The sequence below is a fragment of the Microbacterium sp. Leaf351 genome (genome assembly GCF_001423825.1).
Lineage (GTDB): Bacteria > Actinomycetota > Actinomycetes > Actinomycetales > Microbacteriaceae > Microbacterium > Microbacterium ginsengisoli.
In genome coordinates, this window is sequence record NZ_LMPK01000003.1 from 45,080 (window position 1) to 56,604 (window position 11,525).

The 11,525-nt window shown below is 73.1% G+C and carries 10 protein-coding genes and 1 pseudogene; 7 read left to right on the top strand and 4 right to left on the bottom strand.

Annotated elements, in window-relative coordinates:
- Positions 1-1,024: pseudogene (locus ASG00_RS01700) on the top strand (thiolase family protein); the annotation flags it as partial.
- A 4-nt stretch (positions 1,025-1,028) separates the two neighbouring features.
- Positions 1,029-1,808: an IclR family transcriptional regulator domain-containing protein gene (locus tag ASG00_RS01705; protein ID WP_056206388.1), complete on the top strand. Its 780-nt coding sequence runs from the start codon at positions 1,029-1,031 to the stop codon at positions 1,806-1,808.
- Between the two features lie 48 nt (positions 1,809-1,856).
- Here the strand turns inward: ASG00_RS01705 and xylB are convergent, their stop codons facing one another.
- Together xylB and xylA are read right to left on the bottom strand one after the other, a co-directional pair.
- Positions 1,857-3,140 carry a xylulokinase gene (gene xylB / locus ASG00_RS01710; RefSeq protein ID WP_056206389.1) on the bottom strand — a complete coding sequence of 428 codons (1,284 nt, stop codon included), beginning with the start codon at positions 3,138-3,140 and terminating at the stop codon, positions 1,857-1,859.
- Positions 3,141-3,161: 21 nt separating this feature from the next.
- Positions 3,162-4,349: a xylose isomerase gene (gene xylA / locus ASG00_RS01715; RefSeq protein WP_045246355.1), complete on the bottom strand. Its 1,188-nt coding sequence runs from the start codon at positions 4,347-4,349 to the stop codon at positions 3,162-3,164.
- A 52-nt stretch (positions 4,350-4,401) separates the two neighbouring features.
- Between xylA and ASG00_RS01720 the strand changes: the two genes are divergently transcribed.
- A complete protein-coding gene (locus ASG00_RS01720; protein ID WP_045246353.1) occupies positions 4,402-5,553 on the top strand; it encodes an ROK family transcriptional regulator in 1,152 nt (383 codons plus the stop codon).
- Positions 5,554-5,646: 93 nt separating this feature from the next.
- Here ASG00_RS01720 and ASG00_RS01725 read toward each other — a convergent pair whose 3' ends face one another.
- Positions 5,647-6,948, bottom strand: a complete 1,302-nt coding sequence (locus ASG00_RS01725; RefSeq protein WP_056206391.1) for a hypothetical protein — start codon at positions 6,946-6,948, stop codon at positions 5,647-5,649.
- A gap of 52 nt (positions 6,949-7,000) precedes the next feature.
- On the opposite strand from ASG00_RS01725, the gene ASG00_RS01730 reads away from it, so the two are divergent.
- The 4 genes from ASG00_RS01730 to ASG00_RS01745 all read left to right on the top strand — a co-directional run bounded on the left by ASG00_RS01730 (position 7,001) and on the right by ASG00_RS01745 (position 9,767).
- Positions 7,001-7,795, top strand: coding sequence for an alpha/beta fold hydrolase (locus ASG00_RS01730; RefSeq protein ID WP_045245939.1), 795 nt, complete (start codon positions 7,001-7,003; stop codon positions 7,793-7,795).
- Positions 7,792-8,496 carry a GNAT family N-acetyltransferase gene (locus ASG00_RS01735; protein ID WP_235557386.1) on the top strand — a complete coding sequence of 235 codons (705 nt, stop codon included), beginning with the start codon at positions 7,792-7,794 and terminating at the stop codon, positions 8,494-8,496. The genes ASG00_RS01730 and ASG00_RS01735 overlap by 4 nt, the downstream gene beginning before the upstream one ends.
- 163 nt (positions 8,497-8,659) lie before the next feature.
- Complete coding sequence (locus ASG00_RS01740) at positions 8,660-9,343, top strand: cyclase family protein (RefSeq protein ID WP_045245936.1); 684 nt, start codon at positions 8,660-8,662, stop codon at positions 9,341-9,343.
- 40 nt (positions 9,344-9,383) lie between these two features.
- Positions 9,384-9,767, top strand: coding sequence for a hypothetical protein (locus tag ASG00_RS01745; protein WP_056206394.1), 384 nt, complete (start codon positions 9,384-9,386; stop codon positions 9,765-9,767).
- An 11-nt stretch (positions 9,768-9,778) separates the two neighbouring features.
- Here ASG00_RS01745 and eccCb read toward each other — a convergent pair.
- Positions 9,779-11,525 (bottom strand): type VII secretion protein EccCb (eccCb, locus tag ASG00_RS16360; RefSeq protein WP_235559056.1); only part of this gene is annotated, 1,747 nt, incomplete at its 5' end.

Consider the following 11,525-nt stretch of genomic DNA (forward strand, 5'->3'; position numbering starts at 1 on the left):
CGACGTCATCTTCGGCGACGCGAACCAGGCCGGCGAGGACAACCGCAACGTCGCCCGATTCGGGGCTCTCCTGGCAGGTTTCCCCACGAGCGTCACGGGGGTCACGGTCAACAGGCTGTGCGCCTCGTCGCTCGAGGCGGCGATCCAGGGGGCCCGCGCGATCGAGTCGGGCGACGCCCGCATCGTGCTCACCGGCGGCGTGGAGTCGATGAGCCGCGCCCCGTTCGTCGTCGAGAAGTCGCCGAAGCCATGGCTGGCGACGGGCAACCAGACGATGTGGAACACGTCGATCGGCTGGCGCATGGTCAACCGCGCGCTGCCGACGCCGTGGACGATCAGCAACGGCGAGTCGGCCGAGAAGATCGCCCGCGAGTGGGGCATCGACCGCGACGCGCAGGACGCCTTCGCGGTGCGCTCGCACCGGCTCGCCGCACAGGCCTGGGCGGACGGTGTGTACGCCCCCGAGATCGTCGCCGTGCCCGGTGTCGACCTGGCGCGCGACGAGGGCATCCGCGACGACACCTCGGTCGAGAAGCTCGCGGGGCTGAAGGCCCTCTTCGCCGCCGACGGCAGCGTCACCGCGGGCAATTCCTCCTCGATCAACGACGGCGCCTCCGCCGTGCTGCTCGCCGCCGAAGGGGAGATCGAGGGGGAGCCGCTCGCGCGCATCGCGGGCCGGGCGACCCACGGGGTCGACCCCGACGTGTTCCCCATCGCGCCGATCGAGGCGGCGAACAAGGCGCTCGCCGCAGCCGGTCGCACCTGGGCCGACGTCGACGTGGTCGAGCTGAACGAGGCGTTCGCGTCGCAGTCGCTCGCGTGCATCGCCGGCTGGCCCGACCTCGATCCCGCGAAGGTCAACGTGCACGGCGGCGCCATCGCGATCGGTCACCCGCTCGGGGCCTCCGGGGGTCGGGTGCTCGGTCACGCCGCGCACGAGCTCGCCCGTCGCGGTGGCGGCGTCGCCGTGGCGGCGCTGTGCATCGGGGTCGGTCAGGGCCTCGCGGTGGTGCTGGAAAGATAGAGCGATGACCGACGCGACGCCGCCCGACGCCGACGGCGCCCGCGCGTCCGAGGACTTCGTGCAGTCGCTCGCCCGGGGGCTCGCCGTCATCCGCGCCTTCGACGCCGATCACGCGCAGCTCACCCTCAGTGAGGTCGCCCGGCGCACCGAGATCCCCCGCGCGGCCGCGCGACGGTTCCTACGCACGCTCGAGACCCTCGGCTATGTGCGGACGGATGCCGCGGCCGCCACCTTCGCGCTGACGCCCCGGGTGCTCGACCTCGGGTTCAGCTACCTGTCGTCGCTCACGCTGCCGGAGCTTGTGCAGCCCCACCTCGAACGCCTCTCGCGCGAGGTGGACGAGTCGGTGTCGGCATCCGTGCTCGACGGCGGCGACATCGTCTACATCGCCCGCGTGCCGACCCGCCGCATCATGAGCGTGCGCATCACGATCGGCACCCGGTTCCCCGCGTTCGCGACGAGCATGGGCCGGGTGCTGCTGGCCGACCTCGACGAGGCCGACGCGCTCGCGCGGATCGCCGCCTCCGGCGACCGCCACACTCCGGCGGAGGCGGCGCGTCAGCTCGCCGCGGTGCGCGAGCAGGGGTACGCGATCGTCGACGGCGAGCTCGAGCCGCTGCTCGTCTCCGCCGCCGTCGCGGTGCGCGACCGTGCCGGCCGGGCCGTCGCCGCGGTCAACGTGGCGACCTCGGGCGGGCCCGGTACCGCTGAGCGCCTCGCCGAGACCGTCGTGCCGCTGCTGATCGACGCGGCGGCCGCGGCATCCGCCGATCTGAGCCGCTGAGCGCCTGACCGCTGAGCCGCTGGCCCTGACCGCTCAGCCGCCCCGTCGTCAGCTGACCTGGCGGGCGGCGCCGAGCGCGACGTACTCGCCGGGCTCCGGCACCTCGACGGGCACGCCGAACACCAGCGGCGCGATCTGCTGCACGGCCGTCGAGCGCGCGGCGCCGCCGATGAGCAGCACCCGGTTCACCGGCACCCCGAGGCCGCGCAGCGCGTCGATGCCGGCGCCGAGTCCCGACAGCATGCCCTCGACCGCCGCGCGCGCGAGGTTCTCGCGCGTCGTCGAGGCGAGCGTCATGCCCTCGAGGCTCGCCGTCGCGTCGGGCAGGTTGGGCGTGCGCTCACCCTCGAAATAGGGGATGAGTCGCAGTCCCGCGGCACCCGCCGGGGCGGCGAGGGCGAGCCGGCTGAGCTCGTCGAGGTCGACGCCGAGCAGTCGTGCGATCGCATCGAGCACCCGCGCGGCGTTCAGGGTCACCACGATCGGCAGGAAGTTGCCGTCTGCGGCGGCGAACCCCGCCACCGTGCCGGTCGGGTCGATCGTGCGCTCGGCGCTCACGCCGAACACGGTGCCGCTCGTGCCGATCGACACGATCACATCTCCGGGCACGGCGCCCACGCCGAGCGCGGCGCCCGCGTTGTCGCCGGCGCCGGCACCGACGCGGCGGCCCGCGGCATCCGTCACCTGCTCGTCGTGAGCGAGCACGCGGGGAAGACGCGCGTCATGGCCGAGCGCGGCGACGAGCAGGTCGCGGTCGTAGTCCCCGGTCGCGGGGCTCCAGTAGCCCGTGCCCGACGCGTCGGAGCGGTCGGTCACGAGCTCGTCGAAGCGCGGCTCGGCGCCTGCCACCGGCCCGAAGCCGCGCAGTCGCCACGTGAGCCAGTCGTGCGGCAGCGCGACCGCGGCGACCCGGGCGGCGGCCTCGGGCTCGTGATCGCGCAGCCAGCGGAGCTTGGTGATCGTGAAGGATGCCACGGGCACCACGCCCGAGCGCTCGGCGAGGTCGTCGGCACCGAACTCGGCGATGAGATCGCGGGCGGCGCCCGCCGAACGGGTGTCGTTCCACAGCAGCGCGGGCCGCACGACCTCACCGGTCGCGTCGAGCGCCACCATGCCGTGCTGCTGGCCGCCGATCGCCCACGCCTCGACGTCATCGAGACCGCCGGCGGCGGCGATCGCCTCCTGCAGCGCCTCCCACCACCGTTCCGGGTCGACCTCGGAGCCGTCGGGGTGCGACGCCCGACCCTCGCGCACGACCCGGCCGGTCGCGGCATCCACGATCAGCACCTTGCACGACTGCGTGGACGAGTCCACGCCCGCGACGAGCGCCATCGCCGTTCTCCCCGCCGCCGGTCAGCGCGCGCCGAGCAGGTGCTCGGTCGCGAGCTGCTGCAGACGCACGAAGCCGAACCCGCGGGCGCCGAAGTAGGCGCTCGCGTCGAAGTCCTCGTAGGCGCTGCGGTCGGCGAGCAGGTCGTCGTAGCTCTCGCCCGCGCCGAGGGTGGGCGTCTGCAGCTCGAGCACGCGGGCAGCCTGCAGGGCCTCCTGCACTTCGGGGTCGGCGCGGAAGGCCGCGGCGCGCTCCTTGAGCAGCAGGTAGGTGCGCATGTTGGCGGCGGCGGAGTCCCACACGCCGTTCTCGTCCTCGGTGCGGCTGGGCTTGTAGTCGAAGTGGCGGGGGCCGGTGTACGCCTGGCCGCCGTCGGGGCCGCCGTTCTCGAGCAGATCGACCAGCGCGAACGCATTGTGCAGGTCGCCGTGGCCGAAGACGAGGTCCTGGTCGTACTTGATGCCCCGCTGGCCGTTGAGATCGATGTGGTAGAGCTTGCCGTGGTACAGCGCCTGGGCGATGCCGGCGGCGAAGTTCAGCCCCGCCATCTGCTCGTGTCCGACCTCGGGGTTGAGGCCGACGAGCTCGGGGCGCTCGAGCGACTCGATGAACGCGAGTGCGTGACCGACGGTCGGCAGCAGGATGTCGCCGCGGGGCTCGTTCGGCTTCGGCTCGATCGCGAAGCGGATGTCGTAGCCCTTGTCGGTGACGTAGTCGCCGAGCAGGTTGACCGCCTCGCGGTAGCGCTCGAGGGCCGAGCGGATGTCCTTCGCAGCGTCGTACTCGGCGCCCTCGCGGCCGCCCCACATCACGAAGGTCTTCGCGCCGAGCTCGGCGGCGAGGTCGAGGTTGCGCAGCACCTTGCGCAGCGCGAAGCGGCGCACCTGGCGGTCGTTCGAGGTGAAGCCGCCGTCCTTGAAGACGGGCGCGGAGAAGAGGTTGGTGGTGACCATCGGCACGATGAGGCCGGTCGCCGCGAGAGCGCCCTTCAGGCGGTCGATCTGGTGCTGGCGCTCGGCGTCTGTCGAGCCGAACGCGAACAGGTCGTCGTCGTGGAAGGTGAGCCCGTAGGCGCCGAGCTCGGCGAGCTTCTCCACCGCATGCACCACGTCGAGGGCCGGACGGGTCGGGCCGCCGAACGGGTCGGCGCCGTTGTAGCCGATGGTCCAGAGACCGAACGAGAACTTGTCGGCGGCGGTGGGCGTGGTCATGGTGCTCCTTCGCATCAAATTGTTGTGAGCGACAACATACTACACTCGGGACATGGCCGCATCCGTTCCCGCCGTGCGCGAGGAGAATCTCGCGCACGTGCTCGACCTGCTGCGTCGCGACGGCGCGCAGACCCGGTCGGAGCTCGTGCAGGCCACCGGCCTGAATCGCTCCACGATCGCCGCCCTCGTCGCAGAGCTCGACGCGGACGGCCTCGTCACCGAGTCGCTGCCCGGTGCCGGCGGCGGAGTCGGCCGCCCCTCGCCGGTCGTGACCGTCGCGTCCGCGCCCGTCGCGATCGCGGTCAACCCGGAAGTCGATGCCGTCACCCTCGCCGCCGTGCGCCTCGACCAGACCCTCGCCGTGCGCGAGCGCGTGCCGTTCCGCCGACCCCCGACCGCTGCGGAGGTCGCCGGCCTCGTCGCCCGCTGGATCCCCGAGACACTGGATGCCGCGGCACACCGGGTCATCGGCGTCGGACTCGCCGTGCCCGGTCTCGTGCGTTCCAGTGACGGGGTCGTCGTCGACGCGCCCCACCTCGGCTGGCGCGACGACGCCCTCGCGCAGCGCGTCGGGGACGCGGCATCCGTACCGACCTTCGTCGCCAACGACGCCACCCTCGGCGCCCTCGCCGAGCACCGCTACGGCGCCGGCCGCGACGCGTTCGACATCGTCTACCTCAACGGCGGCGCGAGCGGCATCGGCGGCGGGCTCATCGTCGGCGGTGTGCTCGTGCGCGGCGCCGCCGGCTTCGCGGGGGAGTTCGGCCACAACCGGCCGGGCATCATCGCCGCCGCCGACCGCCGTGCCGACGACGGGGTGCTCGAGGACGAAGTCGCCCAGGCGCGCCTGTTCGCGGCGCTCGGCGTCTCGCCCGGCGACGGCGCCGACCTCGGCGAGGCGATGGCCGCCGCCGGACCCTCGGGGCGCCTCGAGATCGCGCGCCAGCGCCGCATCCTCGCGACGGCGCTCGCGAACGCCGCGAACGTCATGAACCCGGCGGTGGTGATCCTCGGCGGGTTCCTCGCGGCCCTCGCCGACGTCGACCTCGCCGGACTCACCGCCGACGTGCGCGCCCAGACGATGGCGGGCATCGCCGATGTCGAGGTGCGCGTCGCGGCGCTCGGCGACGACCGCCTGCTGGTCGGCGCCGCCGATCTGCCGTTCGAGGGGCTCATCTCCGGGCTGCGCGCGGCCCGCGGCTGAGGCGCGCGACCGCTCCGGGGGTGGTGATGGTGCGCCGACCGGCCGTCGGCCGACGCGGGAGCGAGCGCCCCGGCGCCGACCGCCGTGCCGGCCTCAGCCCGCGACCGGTTCGGATGCCGCGGCCGCCGCGAGCCGCACAGTGAGGGCGTCGAGCCACCCGCCTACGCTCTCGCGGGCCGTAGGAGTGTCGGGGTAGCGGCAGCGCAGGTGCAGCCCGGTCTCGTTCGCGATGAACCAGATCATCACGTTGTCGGTCGGCAGCACCGCCGACACGTATTGCGGCTCGAGGGCCGGATCGATGCGCGCCGGCATCCGGCGCATGTCGAGCCAGGAGATCGCGAACATCCCGGGCGCGGGCGGCACGTGGCCGAACCGGTCGAAGATCGGGGCGAGCGGGTAGGCGCCGAGCCGTACGGCCTCGTCGATCGCGGCCGCCGCGGCGGACGGCTCCGGGTCGGTCACCTCGAGCACCGCGTTGGTGATGTACCAGCCGACCGAGTCGCGCCACCGGGCCTCGCCGCGGGAGTGCACCGGGAAGACCGCGCGCAGCGGCGCATCCGCCAGGTCGCGGAACAGGCGTGCGAGCTCCGACACGGCGAGGGCGATGACCCGGATGCCGCGCGCCCGCGCCCGTTCCTCGAGGGAGCGCAGCTGCATCCCGTCGATCACGTCGCGCACCTCGACGATGGCCTCGACCGGAGCGCTCACGTCGCCGAGCGGGAGCGGGAACACCGGCATCCGCCCGCCGCCCGCGCGCAGGATCTCGTTCCATCGCTCGGTGATCTCGGGCGGGGTGTCGGGCATCGCCGCGAGCGCGCGGGTGTGGTCGGCGAACGGGGCGGCGGGAGCGGCATCCGTCGTCTCGCCCTCGAGCGCCGCGCGCACGTCGTGCGCGAGGATCAGCAGCGACCACATGTCGACGTGGGAGTGGTCGCTCGCGAGCACGACGACCGGGCGCGCGTCGGCCGCGTCCGGCTCGGGCTCGACGACCGCGAGCAGGTACGACGGCGCCGCGAACGGGCGGCACTCCGCGTCGAGCAGACCGCGCAGCGCGTCACGGGTCGTGCCGGGCACGTCGTGGGTGCGCCAGGTGCCGCCGTCGACGGATGCCTCGTGCAGCCGTACCCGTCCGGCATCGAGCGAGAACACCGTGCGCAGCGTGCCGTGACGCGCGATGGTGCGCTGCCAGGCGTCGGCGAGGGCGTCGCGATCGGCGGCGACGGGAAGGCGGAACGCGACGGCCATCCACGATCCCGGGCGGTCGCCGTGGCCCACGTGCCGGCCCTGGTCGAACGACACCGGCACCTCGCGCGACGGATCGATCGTCGCCCGCACGGCGTAGCTGTGCAGGGTGCCCTGCGGGAGGGCCATCTGGGCGACGGTGGTGAGGCGCATGGCGTCGTAGTGTAGGGGTCACACGTTTCGCGAAAAGAACGCAGGAGGCGTCGTGCCGGCTTTCCAGGTGCGCGGAGCGATTCTCGACTACGACGTCACCGGAACCACGGGTCCCCTCGTGGTGCAGCTGCACGGTTTGACGTCCAGTCGCGAACGCGACGGCCAGCTCGGACTCAACCTCGCCCGCGCGCTGCGCGGACATCGGATCCTGCGTTTCGACGCCCGCGGACACGGGCTGTCGACGGGCACGCCGGTCGAAGCGGACTACGGCTGGAACCGTCTCGCCGACGACCTGCTGGCGCTGCTCGACCACGTCGCACCGGGTGAGACCGTGCACGGCATCGGTCCGTCGATGGGAACCGGCACCCTGCTGCACGCGGCCGTCGCCGCACCTGAGCGGTTCCGTTCGCTCACCCTCGTCACCCCGCCGACCGCGTGGAAGAGCCGTATCGCGCAGCGCGAGACGTATCTGGCGAACGCCGAGATGGTCGAGCACGGCGGCATCGCCGCGTTCGTGCAGCACGGGTCGACGGCACCGGTGCCGCCCGCGCTCGCCGACGCGCCCGCGACGAGCATCACGATCCCCGAGGACCTCCTCCCCACCGTCATGCGCGGGGCGGCGGCGACCGACTTCCCGAAGAAGAAGGCGATCGCGAAGGTCGAGGTGCCGACGCTCATCCTCGCGTGGAGCGGCGACCGCACGCATCCGCTCAAGACAGCGAACCTGCTGCACGAGCTGCTCGGTCACAGCCGGGTCGTCGTCGCGCGCACGCCCTACGGCGTGATGGCCTGGCCGGGCCTGTTCGCCGAGTTCGTCACGATGGTCGAGCAGAGCGAGGCCGCGTGAGCGAGCGGATGCCGCCCCTCGAGGTGCGACCGATCGAGACCACCGACGAGGTGTTCGCGGCGGCCGCGCTGCTGCGCCGCGTCTGGGGCGGAGATCAGGACGCCGTGCCGACCAACCTCATGACCGCGCTCGCGCACGGCGGCAACTACGTGTTCGCCGCGCACGAGGGCGACGAGATGGTCGCGGCGTCCATCGCGTTCTTCTCGGCGCCCGCCCTCAGCGCGCTGCACTCGCACGTCACCGGCGTCGCGCCGGGCCTGCGCGGGCGCGGCCTCGGCCGCCAGCTCAAAGAGCACCAGCGCGCCTGGGCGGCAGAACGCGGCATCGCGCGCATCACCTGGACGTACGACCCTCTCGTCGCCCGCAACGCGCACTTCAACCTCACGCGCCTCGGCGCCCGCGCCACCGAGTACCTCGTCGACTTCTACGGGCCGATGAACGACGGCATCAACCGGGGCGACGCGACCGATCGGGTGTTCGTCGAGTGGGATGTCGCCGGTCCCCCCGCCCCGGCTCCCGCCGACGACGAGGTGATCGCGACGGTGCCGGTGCCCTCCGACATCGAGGCGCTGCGCGCGGCCGGCGACCCGGATGCCGCGGCCTGGCGGCTGCGGGTGCGCGATGCGCTCGTCGGGCACCTGGCGGCCGGCCACCGCATCGGCGGCTTCGCCGCCGACCGCGGCTACCTCATCATGCGCTGACGGCCGCGGGCGGGCCCGGTGCGCCCGACGCATCCGTCCCATCAGGCGTTCCGGCCTGCCGGGGGCGGGCACTCCTGCGCGGCGCGCGGGCATGGCCGAAAGCCGCGCACACCTGGCCGTCGCTGCACGCCGGGTGGGGTGCGGCATCCGTCAGGATGAGCACATGACCGCCGCATCCCGACGCATCGTCGACCTGTCGCATCCGATCCGCGCCGGACTCGTCACCTACCCGGGCCTGCCGGCCCCGACGATCACCTCGCACCTCACCCGCGAGGACTCGCGGGCGCGCTACGCGCCGGGCACCGAGTTCGCGATGGACATCATCACGATGATCGGCAACACCGGCACCTACCTCGACTCGCCCTACCACCGCTACGCCCAGGGCCCCGATCTCGCCGGTCTCGACCTCGCGACGCTCGTGGGCCTGCGGGCCGAGGTCTTCTCGCTCACCGACGCCTGGACGCCCGGGGCGCGCGGCATCGGTGTCGACGCGCTCGCCGGTCGCGACCTGCGCGGTGCGGCCGTGCTGCTGCACACCGGCTGGGACCGCCACTTCGGCACTCCCGCCTACGGCGCGGGCGCGCCGTTCTTGACCGGCGAGGCCGCCGAGTGGCTCATCGCCGAGGGCGTGACGCTCGTCGGCATCGACTCGCTCAACATCGACGACACCGAGTCGGGCGGGGAACGTCCGACGCACTCGGCGCTGCTCGCCGCGGGCGTGCACGTCGTCGAGCATCTGACGAGACTCGGGGATGTCCCGGCGTCCGGTGCGCGCTTCACCGCCGCGCCGCCGGCGGTCGAGGGGTTCGGCACCTTCCCGGTGCGCGCGTTCGCCGAGATCGACTGACGCGCTGGACACCGGGCGGCCGCCGGCGGAGCATGACGGGATGGTCCCTGCAGACAGCACTCCCTACCGCCGCGACGACGGCGAGCTGCTCGGGTGGATCCGTCCCCTCGGTGATGCCTGGGTCGCCGTCGACCTGCTGGGGCGCGCGGTATCCGGCGCACAGGACTGGCTCGACGCCGAAGACGCTCTCGAGGCCGGAGGGCTGGCGTGGCTGGCCGAGCCGTGGGTGCTCATGCGCGGCGGCGTCGATCTGCGCGTGCGCCTGGTGGAGATCACCCCTGACGCCGGCCGGGTCGTCGTGAAGACCGACGACTTCGGTGCGATCGATGCGCCGCACGAGGTCATCGTCCTGCCGTGGCCGGCGCCCGAGTCGCTGCGGCCGTGGCGGGTGGGAGACCCCGACGGTCGCGAACTGTTCGCCTGAGGGGAGCGCCGCTACGACACCGTCGGGGGCGCGTACGCGAGCTGCGCGGTGAGGTGTCCGCGCTCGCGGCTCACGATCTGTGCGCGTCCCGGGATGGATGCCGCGGGCTTCACCCGCCCGATCAGTGCGCCCTCCTCGGGGTTGCCGCTGAGCAGGATGCCTGTCGTGCCGAGGTCGGTGAACCGCTGGATGATCGGGTCGTAGGCGGCCCGACTCGCCCCGCCCGCGCGGCGCGTGAGGATGACGTGCAGACCGAGGTCGCCCGCCTGCGCGAGCAGCGGCTGCAGCACAGCGAGCGGGTTGCCCTGACTCGTGGCGACGAGGTCGTAGTCGTCGACGAGGATGAAGCCTTCGGCGCCCGTCCACCACGACCGCTGCCGCAACTGTTCGGGCGACACGTCGGGGCCCGGGATGCGGCCGGCGAAGAACGCGGCGAGCTCGCTGAGGCCGCCCGTCGCCATCTCGTGCGAGGTCAGGTAGGCGCCGAGGTAGTCAGACGGGATCTCGCCGAGAAGCGATCGGCGGTAGTCGACGACGAAGATCTTCGCCTCGCTGGCGCTGTAGTGGCGCGTGATCTCCTGCACGATGCCCCGCAGGAACGACGACTTGCCCGACCCGGCATCGCCGTAGAGGAAGAGGTGCGGCTCCACGGCGGGATCGATGCCGAACGGGGCGAGCTGTGCTTCGTCAATGCCGAGCAGGAACCGGCGCGAGGAGGGGTCGGATTCCGCGCGCACCGCGTCGAGCGTGATGCGCTCGGGCAGCAGGCGCAGCTTCGGCCCGGCGGGGCCGCGCCAGGCGGCGGCGGTCTGGGCGACGAGGTCGCTGACCCCGCCCGCGAGCCCGGCGGGGTCACCGTCGCCGTCGACGCGGGGGAGCGCCGTGAGCATGTGGAGCCGGTTCTGCGCGAGCCCGTGTCCCGGGCGTCCGGCGGTCACGTTGAGGGCCTGCTTGCGGTCGATCTCGGAGTCGGTCGGGTCGCCGAGCCTCAGCTCTATGCGGGTCTGGATGAGGTCCTTCAGGCTCGCGCGGATCTCGAGCCATCGGTTGGCGGTGACGACGACGTGCACTCCGAAGCTTAGACCGCGGGCGGCGATCGCCTGGATCCGGGGTTCGAGCGGCTCGTATTCGGTACGCAGCGTCGCCCATCCGTCGACGATGAGGAAGACGTCGCCGTATCCGTCGTCGACGAGCCCCGCACCACGGCGCTGTCGGTAGGTGTCGATGGAGTCGATCGCGTGCTGGCGGAAGAACTGCTCCCGAGCATCGATGATCTGCTCGATCTCGGCGACCGTCCGTCGCACCGCCTCCTCTTCGGTGCGGGTCGCGAGCCCCGCCACGTGCGGATGCCTCTGCAGGCCTGTGAACGTGCCGCCGCCGAAGTCGAGCACGTAGAACTGCACCTCGAGGGGCGTGCGTGTGAGGGCGACGGCGGTGAGAAGGGTGCGCGCGACGGTGGACTTTCCGCTCAGGGGGCCGCCGACGATCGCCACGTGGCCGGCGGCCCCGCCGAGAGCGACCACGAGGTTTTCGCGGCGCTGTTCGAGGGGGACGTCGACGATCCCGAGCGGCACGACGAGCGACCCGGCCGCGCGCCAGCCCGGCGAGACGAGCCCGAGCTGCGGGTCCGCGACGAGATCGGGCATGAGCTGGTCGAGCGTGGCGGGCACCTCGAGCGGGGGCAGCCACACCTGGTGCGCGGCGGGGCCGCGACCGCTCATGCGCTCGACCGCGATCTGGAAGGTCGAACGTTCTTCG

Coding starts and splice junctions, on each gene's coding strand:
- ASG00_RS01740 (WP_045245936.1), top strand. CDS start 8,660: ATGACCGCCGCATCCCGACGCATCGTCGACCTGTCGCATCCGATCCGC.
- ASG00_RS01705 (WP_056206388.1), top strand. CDS start 1,029: ATGACCGACGCGACGCCGCCCGACGCCGACGGCGCCCGCGCGTCCGAG.
- ASG00_RS01745 (WP_056206394.1), top strand. CDS start 9,384: ATGGTCCCTGCAGACAGCACTCCCTACCGCCGCGACGACGGCGAGCTG.
- xylB (WP_056206389.1), bottom strand. CDS start 3,140: ATGGCGCTCGTCGCGGGCGTGGACTCGTCCACGCAGTCGTGCAAGGTG.
- xylA (WP_045246355.1), bottom strand. CDS start 4,349: ATGACCACGCCCACCGCCGCCGACAAGTTCTCGTTCGGTCTCTGGACC.
- ASG00_RS01720 (WP_045246353.1), top strand. CDS start 4,402: ATGGCCGCATCCGTTCCCGCCGTGCGCGAGGAGAATCTCGCGCACGTG.
- ASG00_RS01725 (WP_056206391.1), bottom strand. CDS start 6,948: ATGCGCCTCACCACCGTCGCCCAGATGGCCCTCCCGCAGGGCACCCTG.